This window comes from Streptosporangium sp. H16 (genome assembly GCF_051918855.1).
GTDB lineage: Bacteria > Actinomycetota > Actinomycetes > Streptosporangiales > Streptosporangiaceae > Streptosporangium.
The window spans coordinates 32,591-52,302 of the sequence record NZ_JBPXMD010000013.1; the positions used below are offsets into that span (position 1 = coordinate 32,591).

The following is a 19,712-nucleotide window of genomic DNA, read 5'->3' on the forward strand; positions in this document are numbered from 1 at the left end:
GGCGCGGGGGGCGAGGGGGCCGGGCAGTACCCTTCTGCCCATGCTTCTCGATGTCCTGAGGTCACGATGATCGGCCCGCTCGCGACCGGCCTGATCCTGCTGTCGCTGGTGATCGGGATCTTCGGCCTCGTCACCACGGCGAGGAACAGGGCGATGGGGAGAACGCTCCTCGTAGCGCTCGGGGTGTTGGAACTCGGCCTGCTCGTCCAGGCCGGGTTCGTGATCGCCGCGCTGGTGAGGGGCGAGGGGCCCACGGAGACGGCCACGCTCATCGGCTATCTGGCGGGCAGCCTGGTGATCCCGCCGGCGGCGGCGTTCTGGGGGGTCGGCGAGCGCTCGCGCTGGGGTCCCGCGGTGATCGCCGTGGCGGGCTTCGCGATTCCCGGCATGGTCGGGCGGATGCTCCAGGTCTGGCAGGGACTGCCGTGAGCGAGCCGGCGATCGGTACCGGGCCCGGACGCGCGCTGGTGGCGCTCTACGGGGTGTTCGCCCTCGCCGCGGGAGCCCGCGCCGCCGTGCAGATCGCCACCCGGTTCCACGAGGCCCCGCTGGCCTACTCGCTGTCGGCGTTCGCCGCCGCCGTCTACGTCGTGCTCACCGTGGCGCTGGCCAGGGGGAACAGGACCCTGGCACTGGTCGCCTGCGGTGTCGAGCTGGCCGGGGTGCTCGTCGTGGGCACGCTCAGCATGGCCGACCCCGAGGCCTTCCCTCGCGCCACAGTTTGGTCGGGTTATGGAAGCGGATACCTATTCATCCCATTTGTTCTTCCTGTCCTGGGGCTTTACTGGCTTTTGCGGCGCCGCTAGTTAGGCCCGGATCTCATCGGGCATGTGTGCCTCCCGAACCGCACCACAAGGGAGGCACGGTCGTGAGCACGATTGAACAGTCCGTTGACGTCAACGTCCCGATTCGGACCGCGTACAACCAGTGGACCCAGTTCGAGAGCTTTCCCGAGTTCATGGAAGGCGTCGAGTCGGTCAAGCAGTTGAGCGACACGCGTACGGCATGGGTCGTCGAGATCGCGGGGGTTCACCGGGAGTTCGAGGCGGAGATCACCGAGCAGCACCCCGACGAGCGGGTGGCCTGGAAGTCGGTCGAGCGGCCGCACCAGGCGGGCGTGGTGACCTTCCACCACCTCGGCCCCGACACCACCCGGGTCACGTTGCAGATGGAGTACGACCCCGAGGGGTTCGTCGAGACCGTCGGTGACTGGCTGCAGATCGTCCGCCTGCGCGTCCGCGGCGACATGGAGCGTTTCAAGACCTTCATCGAGTCGCGCGGCGGCGAGACCGGCGCGTGGCGCGGCGACGTGCCCGGCCCGCACGAGCGCGGTGACGATGCCGGTGCCGGGAGGCTGGGCCGGCGGGACCCGGATGCGCCCCGCACCGGGGTGGGAGGCGGCTACGGACTCGACGACGCCGTGCCCTCGCCGCCCCCGCGTACGGCGGGCCAGTCCTACCCGTCGGACCCGGGGCTTCCCCCGCCCGGTGGCACGCCGCTGCCCCCGGCCGGTCGCGGGCTCGGCGAGGAGCCGCCGCCCTCCCCGGGTCCGCGCATCTGACGCCCGCCCGCCGGGGCCGCCCACCTGAAGCCCTGCCGCCCTGACCGGGCGGTAGATCCTCGTTCGAGACGCGCGTCCGGCGCCGGCCGGTTCCGGGCCGCGCGCTCGGCGCAGGTACGCCCGGTGGCGTCGCCCCGGCGCCCGGTGCCCGAACCGTCCGGGATTCTGGGCATCCGGAAGCCGGGGCGCCATACCGGTGCGTAAGAGAGCCGGGTCACGTTCTGTAAACAGGGACGTGGCCCGGCTTCCATGTTGTCAGCGATTCGCGCCCGTTCGGATCCGGTGCATGCGGTCAGGAACAAATCAAGGTTTCGCTCCTGTTACAGTCGGGGTCAGCCAATCATCCTACGATTGGATGAAACCACTGAGGAGGACTGGAACCAGCATGAGCGTGCTCACCCATCAGACCAGGGGCCGCACCGGTGGAACGACAGGCTCTCTCGCCTGGTTGCTCGTGCTGGGAATCGTTCTCGCGGCGCTGAACCTGCGTACCGCCGTCACGAGCGTCGGGCCGGTTCTCGACCAGATCACCTCTGGTCTCGGCATGACCGCCGTCGGAGCCGGGCTGCTCACAACGCTCCCCGTGCTCATCTTCGCCTCGGTCGGCGCGGTGACCCCTGCGCTGGCCAGGAAGGTCGGAGAGCACCGCCTGCTGCTCTTCGCCCTCATCGTCCTCGGCGCGGGCCTGCTCGTCCGATCGATGGTGGGCTCGGCCGAGGTCTTCCTCTACAGCAGCGCTCTGGCGCTGTCGGGCGGCGCGGTGGGCAACGTGCTCATCCCCAGCCTGATCAAGCGTCACTTCCCCGGCCGGGCCGGGACCATGACCACCGTCTACACCACCGCCCTGGCGGTGGGCACGATGCTCGCGGCCGCCGCGACCGTGCCCATCCAGCGGGCCACCGACGGCAACTGGCACGTTGCCCTGGGGGTGTGGGGGGCGTTCGCCGCCGTCGCCGCCATTCCGTGGCTTGCGCTCTCGCGCAGTGAGCCGGAGCGGCACGGCGCGAGCGCGGGAACGGGTGCCCGCGTCCTGCTCCGCAGCAGGCTGGCCTGGGCGGTCGCCGCTTACTTCGGCACCCAGAGCATGGTCGCCTACATCATGTTCGGCTTCCTGCCGAAGATGCTCACCGACGGCGGCTACACCACCGCGCAGGCGGGTCTGGTGCTGGGCGTCTTCACCGCGATCGGCATCCCGGTCTCGCTCGTCGTGCCCTCGATCGCGTCGAGGTTCTCCGACCAGAGGCCCGCGGTGGCCGCCTTCGTCGTCTTCTACGCCGCCGGTTTCCTCGGCCTCTGGCTCGGGCCCTCCGCTCTGGCCTGGGCCTTCGCCAGCCTGGTCGGCATCGGCATGGGATCGTTCCCGCTCGCGCTGACCATGCTCGCCATGCGCACCCGCACCTCCGAGGCGACGGCCGCGCTGTCGGCCTTCGGGCAGAGCACCGGGTACCTCATCGCGGGTGCCGGGCCCCTGGTCGTCGGCGTCATGCACGAGTCGACCGGTGGCTGGACGCTGCCGTTCCTGCTGCTGTTCGCGGTGGTCGCCGCCCAGTTCGTGGCCGGCTGGTACGCGGGCCGTCCGGGCTACCTGGAGGACGAGCCGGCCCTCGCGCGCTGATCCACCGTGGACCGGTACGGCTTGCGCCCCTGCGGGGGCGGCGCAAGCCGTACCGGCATAATGGGGCGATGCCCATCACGGATTCGACGCGGGTCACCTACCCGGGCGGAGAGGTCAGGGGGCGTTCGGCCGTCGTCGCCACCGTGCCGGTCGGGGACGGGTACGGGACCATCGTGGCCGAGACCCCTTTCCACCCGCTGGACCACACCTGGCCCGACCAGCCGGCCGACGCGGGCACCATCGGCGGGCTCGCGGTGACCGACTGCGTCACCGGAGCCGTGGCCGAGGGTGAGGAGACCGTCCATCTGGGCGCGGACATCCCGGTGCGCCGCGGTACCCCCGGCTGGCACTGGCTGGTCGTCCACGTCACCGCCGAACCCGTCGCGGACGGCGAGCTCGCCGGCGACGGTTTCACAGCCTCCGGGCCCGGCGGTGAGGTCGAGCTGGTGGTCGACGCCGCGGGCCGCCGCGCGCTCTCGGCGGGGCACACCGCCTGCCACCTCGCCGCGCTCGCGCTCAACGCGGCGCTGGCCGGACGGTGGCGCAAGGAGGTGCCCGCCGACGGGCTGGGCCACCCCGACTTCGACCAGGCGGCCATCGCCTCCTCGCGGATCCTTCCCGGTGGCAGCCACGACGTCTACCGGCTGGGCAGGTCGTTGCGCCGCAAGGGTTTCGGCACCGAAGGGCTGGCCGAGGAGCTCCCGGAGATCGCCCGCCTGGTCGGCGACCGGCTCACGACGTGGATCTCGGCCGACGCCGCCGTCAGGATCGACACCCCGGGCCCGGAACTGACCGCCCGGCGCACCTGGCACTGCGCCCTGCCCGAGGCCGAGGTCTCCATCCCGTGCGGGGGGACGCACCTGTCGAGCACCGCCGAGCTCGGCACGATCACCGTGGCCCTGGACCTGTCCGCCGACGGCTCCGAGCTGACCATGCGCACCACCACCGGTCCGTACGCCGGCGGTTCGTAGGGCGCGGGGCGTCGGGTGGCCGGCCACCCGCCCCACGGCCACCCGACCGACGGCCCTGCGGTCACGCGGCCCCGCGGTCACGGGGTCAGGCGCGGCTTCGAGCGCGGCCCGCCCCGGAGACGGCCCGCAGGGCGGCCTCCGCCGCGATCAGGGCGCTGTGCGAGGAGACCTCGCTGAGCAGGCCGGGAGCCGCCACCGCGTCACCGATCAGCCAGACGCCGTCCCCCCGGTCGATCGCGGGCCGATCCCGCCAGGTGGCCCCCGGCAGGTCCAGGGCGCCGGTGCGGCCGTTGCACGTGGCCTCCCGCCGCCAGGTCGTCCGCTCCCGCCAGCCGGGAAGCCCGAGATCGGCCACCCGCTCCGCCCTGGAGATCGCCTCCGCCTTCGTCTCGCCCGGCCTGACCGGCATCTGCAGCTGGCAGAGGCTGTGCCCGTCCGGGGCGAGCGAGGGGTCCGGCAGGCTGTACCGCTCCATGAAGCCTCCCTCGTCCAGGTCGGAGACGAGGAAGAGGTCGCCGGCGCTCGCGCGGACGCCGAGGTCGAGCAGGACGGCCTTACCGCTTTCCCAGCGCAGCGACTCGTCGCCGAGCAGTGTCCTGGCGGCGTCCAGCGAGGTCGCCACGATCACCGGGTCGCCCTCGGGCAGGCGGTCCACCCGCGAGCCGGTCTCGATCCGCACGCCCAGGCCGCGCGCGTGGACGGCCATCCGGTCGATCACCTGCCCCCAGCCGCCGGTGACGTAGCGCGGGGCCGGATACCTCGGCGCGGTCGCCCGCAGCACCCGCTCCCAGACGAACGCTGCCGACAGCCGCCCCGGGTCCGCGTCATAGGTGATCACCCCGACCAGCCCGGCGGCGGCCCGCATGCCCTCCTCGCCGAGATGGCGGGTGGCCCAGGTTCCGAAGTCCTCGTCCACCGGTGCCCGCAGCCGCCGCCTGGCGAGCGCCTTCGCCAGCGACCAGGGCGGCATGCCCGACAGCCGGCCGCCGTGGCGGAACCTGCTCCTGGCGAGCATGCCCGGCGTGAGCCTGGTGTATGGCCGGACCAGCCCTCTGGCCGCCAGCCAGCGCCATGGCTCGCCGTCGGAGTAGAAGACGTGGGTGCCCTCATTGGCGACGTACGGCGCGGCGGTGCTGCGGGCCCGGCCGCCCAGCTCCCGGTGCGCCTCGTGGAGGGTGACCCGTGCGCCGCCCTCGGCGCACGCGATGGCCGCGGTGAGGCCGGCGAGCCCGCCGCCGACGATGCTGATCTGTCGCGTCTCTCGTGTCATGCCCGTACGACGGATCGAAGGACGCCGTTCGTGACATCCCCGCCCGGTCTTCCCCGAGGGGAACGTCAGAGATGGGAGAGCTTCTCCGGGTTCGCCACCAGGAAGATGGTCCTGATCAGGCCGTCCTCGACGACCAGGGAGAACACCGTGACCGGCCGGCCGTCCGCGGTCACCACCACGGCCGGTCCGCCGTTCACCTCAGCGACCTCCACGCCGAAGCCGGAGACCGGTTCGGCGCCGATGCTCTCCATGAAGGCCCGCGGACGGTCCCCGGACGTGATCGAGGACAGGAAGCGCGCCACCCTGCCCGCGCCGGTGATGGTCCGCAGCGGGGCCTTCGCCCTGCCGCCGCCGTCGCTGACCAGCGACGCGTCCTCGGCGAGCATCGCGGTCAGCGCCCCCAGGTCACCGCCCACGGCCGCCTCGGCGAACCGCTCGGCGAGCCTGCGCCGCAGCCCCCGGTCCACCTCGAACCTCGGCCTGCCCTCCTGGACGTGCTCCCTGCCGCGCCGGGCGAGCTGCCGGGTCGCCGCCTCGCTGCGCTCGACCATCTCGCCGATCTCCGCGTACGGCATGCCGAACGCCTCCCGCAGCACGAACACCGCGCGCTCCAGCGGGGACAGGGTCTCCAGCACCACGAGGAGCGCCAGCTCCACCGAGTCGGCCAGCTCGGCGTGCTCGGCCACGTCCGGGGTGACGATCAGCTCCGGCAGCCACGACCCGACGTAGGCCTCACGCCGGGCCCTCACCCGCCGCAGCCGGTCGATGGAGAGTCGCGTCACGACCTTGACCAGGTATGCCCGGTCGTCCTCCACCCGGGAGACGTCCACCGCCGACCAGCGCAGCCACGCCTCCTGGACGACGTCCTCGGCGTCGGTCACGCTGCCCAGGATCCGGTAGGCGACCCCGGTGAGCAGGTCGCGGTGCTCTTCGAAACGCTCAACGGCCATAGGGAGACAGACGTATCACGACCCCCCGATGTGACACGACCCGGTAAACGGTTGTTTACAGCGACCCTCTACCATGCGAGGGCGGAAGTCGACAGCGGAGGAGCGGGCAGTGACGGGAACGACCCTTGCCGAACCGGGCACCACGCGGCAGGGCAGACACCTCTGGCTGACCCTGGTGGCGCTCTCCATGGCCGGGATGGTCGTGTCCGTCCAGCAGACCGTGGTCATCCCGCTGCTGCCCCGGCTGATGGTCACCTTCGGCGCGTCGGTGGCCGAGGTCACCTGGGTCTTCACCGCCTCGCTGCTCGCCGCCGCGGTGGCCACGCCACTGCTGTCACGCCTCGGCGACATGTACGGCAAGAAGCGGATGATCCTGTTCACCGTAGGCCTGCTCATCCTGGGCTCGGTGGTCTGCGCGCTGTCCGACACCCTCCCCGTGCTGATCGCCGGGCGAGCCCTGCAGGGGGCGTCGGCCGCGCTGATCCCGCTGGCCATCGGCATGATCAAGGACGGTTTCCCGCCCGCCAGGGTGATGACGGCCATCGGGGTGGTCAGCGCCACCATGGGCGTCGGCGGCAGCCTCGGCATGATCGTCACCGGCCTGATCGCCGACCGCACCCCCAGCCACCACCCGGTCTTCTGGATCACCGCGGGACTCGCGGCGGCCGCGGTCGTCCTCATCGCGCTCAGCGCTCACGACGGCGGGGCCGGAGCCGGCGGCCGTCCCGACCTCGTCGGCGCGGCGCTGCTGTCGGTCTGGCTCGTCTGCCTGCTGCTGGCGATCTCCAAGGGCAACGACTGGGGCTGGGGCTCGGGAACCGTCGTCGGGCTGTTCGCGGGCGCGGTCCTGTTCTGCGCCGCGTGGGTCTTCAGCCAGATGCGGCTCCGGGCGCCGATGATCCGGCTGCACCTGCTCGTCGGCCGCCAGTCCCTGCCGGCCAACCTGGCCTCGATGCTCCTGGGCTTCGCCATGTTCGGCTCCTTCACCCTGGTCTCCAGCTTCATCCAGACGCCCCCGTCCGCCGGGTACGGCTTCGGCGGGTCGGTCCTCGACGTCGGCATCTACGCCCTGCCCAGCACCGTGACCATGCTGCTCGCCTCCTTCATGGCGGGCCGCCTCTTCATCCGGCTCGGCCCCGCCTACTCCCTCGCCCTCGGCGCGGGCCTGTGCGCGGCCGGATTCGGCTGGTTCACCGTCTTCAACGACTCGGTGCTCCACCTGATCGGCTCCAACGCCGTGCAGGGACTGGGATTCGGCATCGGCTACGCCGCGCTGGGGGCGCTCGCCGTGCAGCACGTGCCCATGGACCAGAGCGGCATCGCCAGCGGCATCAACTCCCTGGTTCGCTCCATCGGCGGCAGCGTCTCCGGGGCCGCGACCTCGGCCCTCCTCACCTCCGTCACCATCGCCGGGACCTCCGTCCCCTCTCGCGACGCGTACGTGATCTCCTTCGGCATCATCACCGCGAGCGCCGTGGGCTCCGCCGCCGTCGCGCTCGTGACCGGAATGAAGGCGCGAGGACTGTCCCGAGTCGGTTAGGATTTCATCTGCATCGCAAGGGGCTATGGCGCAGCTGGTAGCGCGCCTCCATGGCATGGAGGAGGTCTGGGGTTCGAATCCCCATAGCTCCACTTCGGTGACTGGGGTCCGCTGTTCGCAGGCATAGCCTGCTTCCCGCGGGCCCCTTCGTCGTTCACACGGGGGGCGACCCCCCGGGCCCCCCGGGGTGGGGGCTTCGCCCCCACGCCCCCCGCTTCGCTTCGCTCAGGGGGCTGCCTCGTCGGCTGGGCGGTTCCGGAACCTTGCGATTCCTGGCCCGTGAGCCCGGCTTGGTCTCTTCGACCGTGAATCCAGCGCATTGGCCGTGCGTATCTCACGGGTGACAGAACCGCCAACAGGCGCCTCATCCGTCTGGAGCGATCCGGCCGGACGGTGATCCTGCCGGTACAGGGCGGAGCGGTGGGCAGGATCCACCGTCCGGGGATCGGGTCAGTCGTCGGAGGCGACGATGACGGTCAGGGAGTCCTCGTTCCGGTCGATCATGATGAGTTCGTGGAACTCGCCGAGAATCCATCCCAGGTCGTCGTCGCGGGCCGTCTCGTCGAGGTCGCGGAGGCGGTAGCGGGAGGTGGCCGCGCGGATCAGCGGGTAGACCTCGGCCTCAAGATCGTGGGCGATCGTCTCGGGGAGGTCGGCGTACCTGCCTGCCCAGGTGCGGATCGTGGCGCAGGCGGACTCCTGGTCGACCTCCTCGAACGAGGCGGCGGAGAGCGCGTCGAGGCGGTAGGGGCCGTGCACCGGCCCGCCGTCCTTCCAGGAGTCGGAGCCCAGGTAGTCGTCCCGGTACAGCTGGTGGGAGAGCAGCGCGGTGAGCAGCGGTTCGTCGTCCTGCTGGGTGGCGAGGCGGAAGTGCTTCACATCCACCCAGCGGTAGGTCCCGTCCTTGAAGTTGACCAGGGTGGTCGAGGCGAACGCCAGTTGCTCCATAGGTGTGACGATAGTGACTCCTGGGATCTGTTCCTCACCGATTGGCCGAACTGGGGGAGCGCTCGGTGAATGGAGGAAACGGGGCGCGAACTGGGCGTGCGCGGTGCGGGCACCCGTTCCCGGAGTGAGGGGGTGACGTTTGCCGCCCCGGGGTGAGGGCAGCCGTCGAGGTATCCGACGCGGTGCTGTTCGACGTATCCGACGTGGTGTTACAGGAGGTCAGATGCTGCCCCGGAAGCAGAAGGTCGGCACGGTCGCGGTGATCGCCCACCAGAAGAAGACGTTCGGCGGAGGGCTGGACGAGCTGCGCAGGCTCCTCGCCGACGAGGGGGTCGGCAAGCTGCTCTGGTACGAGGTGCCCAAGAGCAAGAAGGCGCCGAAGAAGGCGAAGAAGGCGCTGGAGGAGGGGGCTGACCTGGTTCTGGTGTGGGGTGGCGACGGCATGGTGCAGCGCTGCGTGGACACGCTCGCGGGCTCCGGTGTCACGGTCGGCATCCTTCCCGCGGGGACGGCGAACCTCTTCGCGCAGAATCTGGGCATTCCCGAGGATCTGCCTAAGGCCGTGCACATCGCCTTCCACGGCGAGAGCCGGAAGCTGGACCTCGGCAAGGTCAACGGGGAGCACTTCGCCGTCATGGCCGGGGTCGGATTCGACGCGGCGATGATCGAGGACGCCGACCGCGGGCTGAAGGACCGCCTGGGGCGCGTGGCGTACGTCTGGACGGGGCTGCGCCACGTCCGGGGGGAGCTCGTGCGGATGGAGGTCAAGATCGACGGTGCGACGTGGTTCGAGGGTGAGGCGAGCTGCCTGCTGCTGGGCAACGTCGGCACCATCACCGGCGGCATCGAGGCGTTCGACGACGCGCGCCCCGACGACGGATGGCTGGAGATCGGCGTGACCACCGCCGAGGGGCCGATCCAGTGGGCACGCGTGCTCGGCAGGATGAGCGTGGGGCGGTCCGACGAGTCGCCGTTCGTCCGGATGTCCCGGGCGCGCAAGGTGAGCGCCACGTTCGCCACCCCCATGACCTACGAACTGGACGGCGGCGCCAAGGGCACCGTCACCGAACTCAAGGCCAAGGTCGTGCCCGGCGGCATCACCATCCGCGTTCCCGACTCCACCGACTCCGACCAGGCGTGATCCCGGCCCGCCGGCTCTGACCGGCCGTGATCGCGGGTCACCGCGCACGGCCGGTACGCCGGGTGCGGACACGGCTGCCGGACCGACCCCGAAAACCCCTTTTAGTTAACATTCCTGACAAATGCGGATTGGATATGGTTTGTTGACTAATTTCGCTTAATGGGAAAGAGCAGGTCGATGGCCGGTGACCGCTGGACCGAGGCCGACGTTCCCGACCGGTCGCGGCGGGTCGTGCCCGCCATCGGTGCCGACACCGGTCCCGGTCCGGAGACCGCCCAGGTGACCGCCGTCCAGGCCCGCCCGCGGGCGGCGTCCGAGCGGCTGACAGGGATCGTGTACGGCCTGTGATCGAGTTGAGGGCATCGATCGACATAGACCGTCCCGCGGCCGAGATATGGCGGATCGTCGCCGACTTCGGCCAGGATCCCCGGTGGCGTGCGGGTGTGACCACGATGGCGCCCGACCCGCCGGGTCTCGTCGTCCCGGGGACCACCACCGATGAGACCATGCGTTTCGCCGGACGCGGCTTCTACATCAGCGGCCTGGTGACCTCGGTGGTGCCCGGCAGGGAGTTCTTCTGGCTGGGGACCTCGGGGATAGACGTCGAGGGCGGCAGGTCGGTCGTGCCCCTGAGTGACGACCGGTGCCGGGTGACCGTGTGGTTCCGGCTCAAGCTCCCCGGTCTGCTGCGCCTGCGCGCTCCCATGCTCGAACGCATGCTCAGGCGCAAGCTCCAGCAGAACGTCCGCCGCCTCGGCGACCTGGTCACCACGGACGCGTGACGTCGTCACGTCGTCCGCGGGTGGCGGCCGCCCCCGCGTTCGTTGTCCGTGGTCATCACGGCGAGAGCGTTCGTGTGGACGCGGCCCGTGGCGTCGCCGCCCGCCTGGCCGTCACGCCCGCATGACCGTCATCTGCAGTTCGGTCACCCAGTTGTCGTAGTCGCCCTCGGGACAGTCGATGGAGACCTCCCTGGCCAGCCCGACACCGCGGTAGCCGTGCTCGTCGATCCAGTGGGCCAGCGTCTGGAACGTCGGCCCCACCTGCTCCATCGGGCCGCGGTGGATGATCGTGGCGGCCTGCTCGACCTCCGGCAGGTCCACGACCGCGAAGTCGTACTCGTCGCTCGTCTCCGCGGCGACCTCCAGCCCGGCGTGCACGGTCACCCGGCCGTCGGCCTCGGCCTCGTAGCGGGCGATGCCGTATCCGGTGACCTTCACCCCGGCGGCGTCGACGCGCCGGCACAGGTCGGCGAAGAGCGGCTGGATGACGGGGCCGATGTCCTCGCCGTCGTAGCTGGCCGCGACGGCGGTGAGCTCCGCCACGCGCGTCGAGGGGATCGACTTGAGAAGAACCTCTTCGGGGTGCATGTGACCTTCCTTGGTGATCGTCGTGAGCCGTACTTCCACCCGGACGAGCCGGGCCGTGTCCGCCGCGATCCGTTCCTCCAGCTCGGCGCGACGCAGCCGCAGCATCCCGTACAGCTCCGCGGCGTCGACCCGCTCGTCCAGGATCGAACCGATCTGGCGCAGGGTGAGACCGAGGTCCTTCAGGGCGATGACGCGGTTGAGCCGTGACAGCTGGTCGGCCCGGTAGAAGCGGTGTCCGCTGGCCGGGTCGACATGGGCGGGCCGGAGCAGGCCGATCGCGTCGTAGTGGCGCAACATGCGCACCGACACCTGGCCGAGCTGGGAGAACTCTCCGATACTGAACATGGTGCTCTTAGGTATAGGGGCTGACACCGTGTCAGCCGCAACCCCCCGGACCTCGCCTCCGCCGGGTCACCCCCGTGCGCTCCGGCTCGCGCCCCGTGACGAACGGCCGTCCCGCCGCCGCGACCAGATGCCGTCGTTGACGGCTACTTGCGGGTAGGAATAGGTTTTCAGATACCAACTGGTCGGTTCGAAGGGGACATCGGCTTCGTCCGGCGCGAGGCCGGAGACCCCGGCCGCCGGCCGTTCCGTCGACTCCCCGGAGGCGTGATGACCGACGTCCAGCTGGCCCGTCAATCCTGGCGCCGCCTGGAGCCCGTCCACGGAATGATCTACTTCGTGCCCGAGGCCACCGAGCGCTACGCCGCGCTCGGCCTCGACAGCCGGGCGGGTTACTTCGCCTCCCGCGCCGCGGCCTTCGGCACCGCCTCCGCCGAGCTGGTCATCGCGACCTTCTACAACTTCCATCCCGCCCTCGTACGGCGCGCGCTTCCCGCCGCGTGGCAGGTCACGACGCCGGAGAAGCTGCTCGCGGCCCGTCTCGAAGCCGCCGGAGCAGCCCTGCGCCGGGCCGGTGTCCACGAGATCGACACCCTCGCCGAGACGACGGAACTCGCCGTCCGCGCGGCGGAGAGGGCATGCGAGCACCTCCAGGGGCGCCCGCTGTTCGCCGCGCACGCCGCGCTGCCCTGGCCCTCGGAGCCACTCCTGCGGCTCTGGCACGCTCAGACGCTGCTTCGCGAGTTCCGGGGTGACGGGCACGTCGCGACGCTGCTCACCGAGGGCGTCGGCCCGCTGGACGCGCTGGTCCTGCACGCCGCGACCGGGCACGTCCCCACGGTGTTCCTCAAGTTCAGCCGCGACTGGCCCGAGGAGGAGTGGACCGCGGCCGAGGAGGGGCTGCGCGGGCGCGGTCTGCTGGCCGGTGACGGGCTCACCGAGGAGGGCGCGGCGCTCAGGCAGCGGATCGAGGACCGCACCGACGAGCTGGCGCTGCCCGCGTACGCCGCGCTCTCCGACGACGAGCTGGCCCGCCTGGCCGAGCTCGCGCGCACCTTCGGCCGGGCCGTGGTGGACAACGGCCTGCTCACCCTCTCCGGCTGAGCCCGCCGGAGCCGGGTCTTCGCGGCCTCCGCCGGGCGGCCAGGCCTTCGCGGTCATCTCTCGCCGGGGTTCGGGCTTTCGCGGTCACCTCTCGCCGGGCGGGCCGGCTCAGTTTCTCGCGGACGGGTCGCTGACCTGGCCGATGAAAAGCGGGGTCAGCGTCGGCCGGTGGACGATCGCGAAGGCGAACGGGTGGTCGGCGCGGACCTCGGCCTCCGGCGGGGGCGGGCCCGACACGACGAACGCGAGGCCGGTGACGGCGGCGGCCTCGGTACCCCACTCGTCCACGGCGACGTTGGCGCGATGGACCGCCTGGTCGAGACGGGCCCCGTCGGTGATCCCCGAGTAGTCGGTCCCCCGCAGCCCCAGCTTCGCGAGCGGCTCGGCCAGGTCCAGGCTCGTGGAGAAGTCCCATCGGGGCATGGCGAGCCGCACCGGCCGCTCCGCGAGCCCGGCGGCCACCTCCGCCATCACGGCGGGGGAGAGCAGGTCGGCGGGGGAGCCGCCCGCTCGCGGCACGAGGACCCACATGGCCAGCTCGTCTCCGGCGTAATGCAGCTCCACGGCCTGCCAGCCGGACCCCGCCGCGTAGGGGAGGAAACCTTCGCGGCGCATCAGGGCCGTGCGTGTCGTCGTACCGTCGGCGCGGGTGAAGGTGGCGCCCTCCTCCGGCGGGTCGGTGAACGGCGTCGTCCAGTCGGCCTTGAGGTAGACGGCGTTGGCGATGACCAGCTTGGTCCTCGCGGGCAGGTCGTCGAACACCTTCCTGATCCGCCCGGCCGTCCGTTCCTCGGCCCAGGCGTTGATGACCTCGGTGGCGTTCCCGGCGAAGTCCACCTGGCGCACGCCCGTGCCGTACTGCGCCGCGAGCGTACGGAGGAACTCGGGCTTGACGCTCAGTCCCTCCTGGGTGAACAACTCGTTGGCGATGCCCACGGTCGGAGGCTCGGGGGTGCGCTCCTGGGCGTCCCGTTCCGCGTCCGGCTCGGTGCGGGGAGGCGGGTCGTCGGTCGTGACGATCTGCCGGGTGAGCGCGTTGAGGGAGGTGTGCGGCCCCTCGGAGGGGAAGCCGAAGACCGCGTCGAGTTCGGTGGCGGTGTCTCCGGCGGCCCCCGCCCTCGCCAGGCCGAAGGCGTAACCGATGCTCAGAGGCGACAGGACGGCGTTGGCCCCGGGTTTCGCGGTCGCGGCGAACAGGGCGTGCCCGAAGGAGGTCAGACCGCGTACGGTCTCCGCGACCGGGGGGTTCTTCGGGACCTCCCGTTTCACCCCCTTCGCGGTGATCGCGCTGGATTCGGTCATGGCGCACGCCGAGAGGGCGGCGACGGCCAGCAGTGCGGGTAACAGTCGGCGCATGCTCCTGAGACGTACGCCGCCGACGGGCGGTTCACCCGGTTCGCGCGGCGTTCGGTTCGCCCGACGGGCGGCATCAGGTGAGCGCGGCGAAGGCGCCCGCGCCGATGAGGGCGACGGCCCAGGCGAGATCGAGGTTGAACCACGCCTTGCGGAGCACCGCCACGCCCAGCCGCTCGTAGACGACCAGGGCCAGCACGGTGGTCGTCACCAGCATGGCCATCGTGTGCACCCCGGTCGCCAGCAGGCTCTGCGAGGCCAGCGCGGCGGCGTCGTGCCCTTCGTGGCCGCCGGGGCCGCCGGGGCCACCGGGGCCACTGTGGCCCCCATGTCCGCCGTGCCCGCCGTGCAGGGTGACCGGGAGCACCATCAGCCCGGCCCCGTGGGCGGTGGCCATCAGGAACGACCATCCGGCCAGCTGCCACTTCGTCACCTTCATGCCGACCCAGCGGGGATGGCGCCGCCTCAGCAGCCGCCAGAGGCCGAACCCGCACACCACGGCCGCCACGCCGTACGAGACCGCTTTGGGCGGGGCGGTCAGCCGGGCCGCCGACACCAGCCCGAGCGTGGCCAGCACCGAGCCCGCGTGGCCGAGCACGATGGGCGGCAGCGCGCGCAGCACCCCGTCGCGCGAGCGCTCCTGCAGTCCGAGCGCGACCGCGAAGAGCCAGCCCATGGCCGGGTTCAGGCCGTGGAAGGCGCCGAGCCCGGCCAGGATGAGCAGGGGCATCAGATCCATCGGGCACGCCTCGCGGAGAGTGGGAAGGCGGCGGTGGCCGGCGGGCCCTCGGCCGGGGTCACGGGAAGCAGTAGGAGTCGGAGGAGGAGTCGCCGCCCTGCAGGCGGATCTGGTGCGCACGCCGGCCGTCGGAGGCGAAGTCGACGAAGAAACCCGGATCGAGGGCGATCGAACCGTCGTCGGCGACGTCCACCTTCGCCATCCAGCCCGAGATGCCGTCGGGGTAGAAGACGTCGTCCCAGGAGCGGTAGAGCGAGTTCGTGAAATAGACGCGCCGTCCGTCCCTGCTGGCCTCGACCATCTGCGGCCCCCCGTTCAGCGCCAGGCCCGGAGCTGCCGGGTGAGCGCCGCGCCCGGCGATCCCGCCGATCCGGACCGAGCCGGTCTCGCGCGGCGCGAACGGGTCGGAGACGTCGTACGCCTTGAGCTCGCCGGTGCCCCAGGCGGAGACGAGCAGGATCCGGTCGTCGAGGGTCAGCGAGATGTCACTGACCAGCGGTGGTACCGCGCGGAACTGCTTGAGCGGCTCGGGCAGCAGGTCGGGGTCGGCGGGCTCGGCCGGGATCGTGATCGTCTTGCGGGCCTTCCAGACGCCGTTCTCCAAGTACCAGGTGAAGATGTTGGCCGACAGGTCCTCGACGTTGATCACGCTGTTGACGAAGCCGTAGGTCTTGGTCGGGTCGTGGGCGGGCCGGAGCTCCAGGGCCATCTGGTGCTGGTCGCCCAGGTCGATCTCCTGAAGGTGCCTGCGCTTGGCCAGGTCCCAGACGTGCAGCCTGTGGCCGTACTGCCGGCCGACCAGAAGCTCCAGTGAGGGCCCCGGCTCGATCTGGTTGGGCGTTCCCCACTCGCTGGTGATCATCGTGTCGTGCCCGAGGTGCCACCAGAAGTCGTAGTGCAGCCGCTGCGAACCCCGGTCGGCCTCCCAGCGGCCCTTGGGCTCGAAGGTGTCGTGGTCGAGCGTGAACACACCGCCGGGCGCGTCGCCGTCCACGTTGCCGAGCGCGCTGACGTAGATGGCGTCGGTGCCGCAGTGGACGGTGTGCGGGCGGCTGTATCCGGTCTTCTCGAAGATCGTCTCTGGCTCGATCGTCTTGACGAGCTTGGGGGACCAGGGATCGTCCTTGACGTCGAAAATGTAGATCCTGCTGGACCTCAGGCCGGGAAGGACCAGGTAGCGCCGCTCCACGTGCGGATGCGGCGCGTACGGGCACAGGGCCGCGCTGCACACGTTCCAGCCGAAGTGGTGGAGCTCGTCGCCGGGGACGGACATGTCGTGCACGTCGGCGATCGACCCGTTCGACAGGTTGATGGTGGCGAGCCCGTCGGGCCGGTCGTCACCGCTCGTGGCGAGCAACGCGACGTAGGCGAGCTCCTCCTTCGGGGCCGCCATGGCCTCGCGGGCCGACGGGTAGAAGGTGGGGTCAGGCTGGATAAGCGCCACGGTGAACTCCTGAACTCGTAGCCGGAACCGGTACCCAACTAATCATGTAGGAAAACTTTCTGTTGTCCAGGGGTCATGTTGCGTGACCGGCGTGGACGGAGGCATGGACGGAGCGGTGCGCGTCCGGCTGCTCGGTTCCACCGTTTCGCGGGCCGGTGAACGCGGGGCGGCCCGCGTGGTCGTGAAATCCGTATTAGAAAATTTCGGACAGAGCCTCGGACAGGCGAAGAGGTGCGGGGCGTAATGCCCCGCACCTCTCCGTGTTTCAGTTGACGGCCACCTGCACCGCACGGCCGTTCCCGAGTTTTACTTTCCCGGTCCTATGGACCTTCGGAGTAAACCGCCGGGCCGGGGCACGTCAATCGACCTGTTTCCACGAGGCCCCTGGAAAACCTCAGCAGACCCTCACAGGCGTGCAGATACCTGTGTGAGCAGCCCAGACGAGCGGGGCGCTGACAATCGGCGCCCTGACAATATGGGCGGAGACGACCGGGTAACCGACAACCTGGGTAGCGGTTGTCGTCCCTCCACTGGGACCTTGCGGTCCGATGGGACCCTGCGGTCCGACCGGGCCTTGAGGTCCTGCGGGCCCTTCAGGTCCTACCGGTCCAGCGGGTCCCTCAGGTCCTGCGGGTCCTTCGGGTCCGGGTGCGCCGTCTGCGCCTGCGGGTCCTGCGGGTCCTTCAGGTCCTGCGGGTCCTTCGGGTCCGGGTGCGCCGTCTGCGCCTGCGGGTCCTGCGGGTCCTGCGGGTCCTTCAGGTCCTGCGGGTCCTTCGGGTCCGGGTGCGCCGTCTGCGCCTGCGGGTCCTGCGGGTCCTGCGGGTCCTTCAGGTCCTGCGGGTCCTTCGGGTCCGGGTGCGCCGTCTGCGCCTGCGGGTCCTGCGGGTCCTTCAGGTCCTGCGGGTCCTTCGGGTCCGGGTGCGCCGTCTGCGCCTGCGGGTCCTGCGGGTCCTTCAGGTCCTGCGGGTCCTTCGGGTCCGGGTGCGCCGTCTGCGCCTGCGGGTCCTGCGGGTCCTTCAGGTCCTGCGGGTCCGGTCCGGGTGCGCCGTCGGCGCCTGCCGGTCCTGCGGGTCCCTCAGGTCCTGCGGGTCCTTCGGGTCCGGGTGCGCCGTCTGCGCCTGCGGGTCCTGCGGGTCCTTCCGGTCCGGGTGCGCCGTCTGCGCCTGCGGGTCCCTCGGGTCCGGGTGCACCATCGGCACCGTCAGCGCCTGCGGGTCCCTCAGGTCCTGCGGGTCCTTCGGGTCCGGGTGCGCCGTCTGCGCCTGCGGGTCCTTCAGGTCCTGCGGGTCCTTCGGGTCCGGGTGCGCCGTCTGCGCCTGCCGGTCCAGCGGGTCCCTCGGGTCCGGGTGCGCCGTCGGCGCCTGCCGGTCCTGCGGGTCCCTCAGGTCCTGCGGGTCCTTCGGGTCCGGGTGCGCCATCGGCCCCGGGTGCGCCGTCTGCGCCTGCCGGTCCAGCGGGTCCTTCCGGTCCGGGTGCGCCGTCGGCGCCTGCGGGTCCCTCAGGTCCTGCGGGTCCTTCCGGTCCGGGTGCGCCGTCGGCGCCTGCCGGTCCAGCGGGACCTCGGGGACCCGTCAGGCCCCTGGGACCTGCGGGACCGGCTGGGCCCTGAATTCCGTCAGGGATCCGGCAAAGGAAGATGGGCAGACCCAGCCACCTGCACAGCGGGATGTAAATCGCATCGCTCGCGGTCGGGCGTACCCCGCCATGGATGATCGTTCCGGTGGTTACGACGTCCCTGCTACGGATCACGGTGGGCAGGGCGATGAAGTTCGTGCAAATGCTGGAGAGCAGTACGGGGCAGGGGTCGCCCTGCATGCTTCCAGTGGGTTGGATTCCGTCGTGACGAGCCAGCGCCGATATCTGAAGTTGCGAATCGGCTGAAACTGGGACAGGGGAGTGCAAAAGAAGGACGGCCCCGGCGAGCGCGCCGCCCGCAAGGGTCCGTTTCATGAAAGTAGCCACGTGCGTTGTCTCTCCCTTCCTATTGAGAGAAAACGCTGTGCGGCCATTCTTGAAGCCTCCGGGGGATAGGCGGGAGAAGTATGGTTCGAATCCAGAATGGAAGCTTGATGGAGGGTACGCGTTTCTTTGCGTTCCACAGATTTAGGTCTCTTTATAAAATACTAATGGTGCCCTTGTCCTGATTATTCGGATAAGGGCACCACGGTGAGATAAAGGGTAAATTACGCTAAGGAATTGTTTCGCGCTAAAGTTCCGTGGCCGGATCCGGTGCCCTGGTTCGGTGCCCGGCTCCATGCGGGCTCACCTGGCCGGACGGTGCTGCCGAGGCGCGGAAGGCCCGCCGGTAGGCGGAGGGGGAGGTGCGCATCGCCCGGGTGAAGTGGTGGCGGAAGGTCGCCGCGCTGTCGAAGCCCACCGCGGACGCGATCTCCTCCACCGAGACGGAGGTGGACTCCAACATCGCCAGGCTGGCCGTGATCCGCTGGGAGATCACCCATCGCAGCGGGCTCGTTCCGGTCTGCCGCCCGAAGTGCCTGATGAACGTACGCCGGGACATGTGCGCGGCCTCGGCGAGGGCGGCGATCGTGATGGGTTCGGCGAGGTGCTCCAGCGCCCAGGTCATCGCGGCCGCCATGGCGACACCGTCCTCCACCGGGGTGACCGCGGCCTGGATGAACTGAGCCTGCCCCCCATCCCGGTGCGGGGGGATGACGAGTCTTCGCGCGACCTCGTTGGCCACGCCCGGCCCGTAGTCCTTGCGCACCAGATGGATCAGCAGGTCCAGCCCCGCCGCGCTGCCCGCGCTGGTCAGCACGTCCGCGCCGTCCACGTAGAGCACGTCCGGATCGACTTTGACCCGCGGGAACCTTCGCTGGAGCAGGTTGGCGTACCTCCAGTGGGTCGTCGCCTCCCTGCCGTCCAGCAGTCCCGCGGCGGCCAGCGCGAACGCTCCCGAGCAGATGGACACGATCCGCGACCCCCGGTCGCGGGCCCTCCGCAGTGCCGCGACCACCTCGTGGGACACCTCGCCGTGGACGTCCGCCACCCCGGGCACGATCACCGTGTCCGCGGCCGCCAGCACGTCGAGGCCGTGCTCCACCCGCATCGTGAACCCGCCCGTGACCCGCAGATCTGTGCGGCTCTCGGCACAGACCGACAGCTCGTACCAGGGGATCTCCAGCTCGGGGCGGGCGATGCCGAAGATCTCGACCACGCAGCCCAGCTCGAAGGGAGACATGCCGTCGAAGGCGAGCGCGGAGACGGTGCGGTGCGTGGCGCGGGACACCGGCGACGGGACGAACATGGCGAGATATTAGCGATAAGCGGCATTCGTGCCACTGTCGGCACTGGCATCGCGACCGGCACCATTGCCCGTGCCGGGCATCCCGACCGGCACCATCGC

At 70.9% G+C, this 19,712-nt stretch carries 19 protein-coding genes and 1 tRNA gene; 11 read left to right on the plus strand and 9 right to left on the minus strand.

The features are described from left to right. Positions 1–66 precede the first annotated feature (66 nt). From ACTOQ2_RS22265 to ACTOQ2_RS22285, 5 genes are all read left to right on the plus strand, one after another. Positions 67–429, plus strand: coding sequence for a hypothetical protein (locus tag ACTOQ2_RS22265; RefSeq protein ID WP_440101839.1), 363 nt, complete (start codon positions 67–69; stop codon positions 427–429). Continuing rightward, complete coding sequence (locus ACTOQ2_RS22270; RefSeq protein WP_440101841.1) at positions 426–806, plus strand: hypothetical protein; 381 nt, start codon at positions 426–428, stop codon at positions 804–806. Before ACTOQ2_RS22265 ends, ACTOQ2_RS22270 begins: the two co-directional genes overlap by 4 nt. Positions 807–868: 62 nt before the next feature. Beyond that, positions 869–1,561, plus strand: coding sequence for an SRPBCC family protein (locus tag ACTOQ2_RS22275; protein ID WP_440101843.1), 693 nt, complete (start codon positions 869–871; stop codon positions 1,559–1,561). Positions 1,562–1,946: 385 nt separating this feature from the next. Next, positions 1,947–3,176 (plus strand): CynX/NimT family MFS transporter, encoded by a 1,230-nt coding sequence (locus ACTOQ2_RS22280; protein WP_440072411.1) that lies wholly within the window; start codon positions 1,947–1,949, stop codon positions 3,174–3,176. 68 nt (positions 3,177–3,244) lie between these two features. Further along, a complete protein-coding gene (locus ACTOQ2_RS22285; RefSeq protein ID WP_440101845.1) occupies positions 3,245–4,147 on the plus strand; it encodes a metal-dependent hydrolase in 903 nt (300 codons plus the stop codon). Positions 4,148–4,232: 85 nt separating this feature from the next. Here the strand turns inward: ACTOQ2_RS22285 and ACTOQ2_RS22290 are convergent, their stop codons facing one another. Then, complete coding sequence (locus tag ACTOQ2_RS22290; protein ID WP_440101847.1) at positions 4,233–5,417, minus strand: NAD(P)-binding protein; 1,185 nt, start codon at positions 5,415–5,417, stop codon at positions 4,233–4,235. Between the two features lie 65 nt (positions 5,418–5,482). Continuing rightward, complete coding sequence (locus ACTOQ2_RS22295) at positions 5,483–6,367, minus strand: RNA polymerase sigma-70 factor (protein WP_440101849.1); 885 nt, start codon at positions 6,365–6,367, stop codon at positions 5,483–5,485. 109 nt (positions 6,368–6,476) lie between these two features. Between ACTOQ2_RS22295 and ACTOQ2_RS22300 the strand changes: the two genes are divergently transcribed. After that, complete coding sequence (locus ACTOQ2_RS22300; protein ID WP_440101850.1) at positions 6,477–7,907, plus strand: MFS transporter; 1,431 nt, start codon at positions 6,477–6,479, stop codon at positions 7,905–7,907. A 19-nt stretch (positions 7,908–7,926) separates the two neighbouring features. After that, positions 7,927–7,999: transfer RNA gene (locus ACTOQ2_RS22305), tRNA-Ala, on the plus strand. 358 nt (positions 8,000–8,357) lie between these two features. Here the strand turns inward: ACTOQ2_RS22305 and ACTOQ2_RS22310 are convergent. Further along, entirely contained in the window at positions 8,358–8,855 is a 498-nt protein-coding gene (locus tag ACTOQ2_RS22310; RefSeq protein ID WP_440101852.1) for a hypothetical protein, read from the minus strand. Between the two features lie 223 nt (positions 8,856–9,078). Between ACTOQ2_RS22310 and ACTOQ2_RS22315 the strand changes: the two genes are divergently transcribed. From ACTOQ2_RS22315 to ACTOQ2_RS22325, 3 genes are all read left to right on the plus strand, one after another. Then, a complete protein-coding gene (locus ACTOQ2_RS22315) occupies positions 9,079–9,996 on the plus strand; it encodes a diacylglycerol/lipid kinase family protein (RefSeq protein ID WP_440101854.1) in 918 nt (305 codons plus the stop codon). A gap of 159 nt (positions 9,997–10,155) precedes the next feature. After that, the gene (locus ACTOQ2_RS22320) at positions 10,156–10,344 is read left to right on the plus strand and encodes a hypothetical protein (RefSeq protein ID WP_440101855.1); all 189 of its coding nucleotides are present in this window, start codon (positions 10,156–10,158) and stop codon (positions 10,342–10,344) included. Further along, on the plus strand, positions 10,341–10,778 hold the full coding sequence (locus ACTOQ2_RS22325; RefSeq protein WP_440101857.1) for an SRPBCC family protein: 438 nt from the start codon (positions 10,341–10,343) through the stop codon (positions 10,776–10,778). Before ACTOQ2_RS22320 ends, ACTOQ2_RS22325 begins: the two co-directional genes overlap by 4 nt. 111 nt (positions 10,779–10,889) lie before the next feature. On the opposite strand, the gene ACTOQ2_RS22330 is transcribed toward ACTOQ2_RS22325, so the two are convergent. Further along, complete coding sequence (locus ACTOQ2_RS22330; RefSeq protein WP_440101859.1) at positions 10,890–11,711, minus strand: MerR family transcriptional regulator; 822 nt, start codon at positions 11,709–11,711, stop codon at positions 10,890–10,892. 267 nt (positions 11,712–11,978) lie between these two features. Here ACTOQ2_RS22330 and ACTOQ2_RS22335 point away from each other — a divergent pair, with 267 nt between their 5' ends. Then, complete coding sequence (locus ACTOQ2_RS22335; protein ID WP_440072421.1) at positions 11,979–12,812, plus strand: SCO6745 family protein; 834 nt, start codon at positions 11,979–11,981, stop codon at positions 12,810–12,812. 108 nt (positions 12,813–12,920) lie between these two features. Here ACTOQ2_RS22335 and ACTOQ2_RS22340 read toward each other — a convergent pair whose 3' ends face one another. The 5 genes from ACTOQ2_RS22340 to ACTOQ2_RS22360 all read right to left on the minus strand — a co-directional run bounded on the left by ACTOQ2_RS22340 (position 12,921) and on the right by ACTOQ2_RS22360 (position 19,613). Continuing rightward, complete coding sequence (locus tag ACTOQ2_RS22340) at positions 12,921–14,168, minus strand: serpin family protein (protein WP_440101861.1); 1,248 nt, start codon at positions 14,166–14,168, stop codon at positions 12,921–12,923. Positions 14,169–14,241: 73 nt separating this feature from the next. Next, complete coding sequence (locus ACTOQ2_RS22345) at positions 14,242–14,904, minus strand: hypothetical protein (RefSeq protein ID WP_440101863.1); 663 nt, start codon at positions 14,902–14,904, stop codon at positions 14,242–14,244. Between the two features lie 58 nt (positions 14,905–14,962). After that, positions 14,963–16,348 carry a selenium-binding protein SBP56-related protein gene (locus tag ACTOQ2_RS22350; RefSeq protein ID WP_440101864.1) on the minus strand — a complete coding sequence of 462 codons (1,386 nt, stop codon included), beginning with the start codon at positions 16,346–16,348 and terminating at the stop codon, positions 14,963–14,965. A gap of 1,016 nt (positions 16,349–17,364) precedes the next feature. Further along, positions 17,365–17,766, minus strand: coding sequence for a hypothetical protein (locus tag ACTOQ2_RS22355; protein WP_440101866.1), 402 nt, complete (start codon positions 17,764–17,766; stop codon positions 17,365–17,367). 788 nt (positions 17,767–18,554) lie between these two features. Beyond that, on the minus strand, positions 18,555–19,613 hold the full coding sequence (locus ACTOQ2_RS22360; RefSeq protein WP_440101868.1) for a helix-turn-helix domain-containing protein: 1,059 nt from the start codon (positions 19,611–19,613) through the stop codon (positions 18,555–18,557). Between the last annotated feature and the right edge of the window lie 99 nt (positions 19,614–19,712).

Bases quoted from the DNA above. Each gene is read 5' to 3' on its own strand.
- ACTOQ2_RS22335 (WP_440072421.1), top strand. From the start codon at position 11,979: ATGACCGACGTCCAGCTGGCCCGTCAATCCTGGCGCCGCCTGGAGCCC.
- ACTOQ2_RS22360 (WP_440101868.1), bottom strand. From the start codon at position 19,613: ATGTTCGTCCCGTCGCCGGTGTCCCGCGCCACGCACCGCACCGTCTCC.
- ACTOQ2_RS22295 (WP_440101849.1), bottom strand. From the start codon at position 6,367: ATGGCCGTTGAGCGTTTCGAAGAGCACCGCGACCTGCTCACCGGGGTC.
- ACTOQ2_RS22290 (WP_440101847.1), bottom strand. From the start codon at position 5,417: ATGACACGAGAGACGCGACAGATCAGCATCGTCGGCGGCGGGCTCGCC.
- ACTOQ2_RS22355 (WP_440101866.1), bottom strand. From the start codon at position 17,766: ATGGCGCACCCGGACCCGAAGGACCCGCAGGACCTGAGGGACCCGCAG.
- ACTOQ2_RS22280 (WP_440072411.1), top strand. From the start codon at position 1,947: ATGAGCGTGCTCACCCATCAGACCAGGGGCCGCACCGGTGGAACGACA.
- ACTOQ2_RS22340 (WP_440101861.1), bottom strand. From the start codon at position 14,168: ATGCGCCGACTGTTACCCGCACTGCTGGCCGTCGCCGCCCTCTCGGCG.
- ACTOQ2_RS22330 (WP_440101859.1), bottom strand. From the start codon at position 11,711: ATGTTCAGTATCGGAGAGTTCTCCCAGCTCGGCCAGGTGTCGGTGCGC.
- ACTOQ2_RS22320 (WP_440101855.1), top strand. From the start codon at position 10,156: ATGGGAAAGAGCAGGTCGATGGCCGGTGACCGCTGGACCGAGGCCGAC.
- ACTOQ2_RS22285 (WP_440101845.1), top strand. From the start codon at position 3,245: ATGCCCATCACGGATTCGACGCGGGTCACCTACCCGGGCGGAGAGGTC.
- ACTOQ2_RS22265 (WP_440101839.1), top strand. From the start codon at position 67: ATGATCGGCCCGCTCGCGACCGGCCTGATCCTGCTGTCGCTGGTGATC.
- ACTOQ2_RS22345 (WP_440101863.1), bottom strand. From the start codon at position 14,904: ATGGATCTGATGCCCCTGCTCATCCTGGCCGGGCTCGGCGCCTTCCAC.
- ACTOQ2_RS22315 (WP_440101854.1), top strand. From the start codon at position 9,079: ATGCTGCCCCGGAAGCAGAAGGTCGGCACGGTCGCGGTGATCGCCCAC.
- ACTOQ2_RS22310 (WP_440101852.1), bottom strand. From the start codon at position 8,855: ATGGAGCAACTGGCGTTCGCCTCGACCACCCTGGTCAACTTCAAGGAC.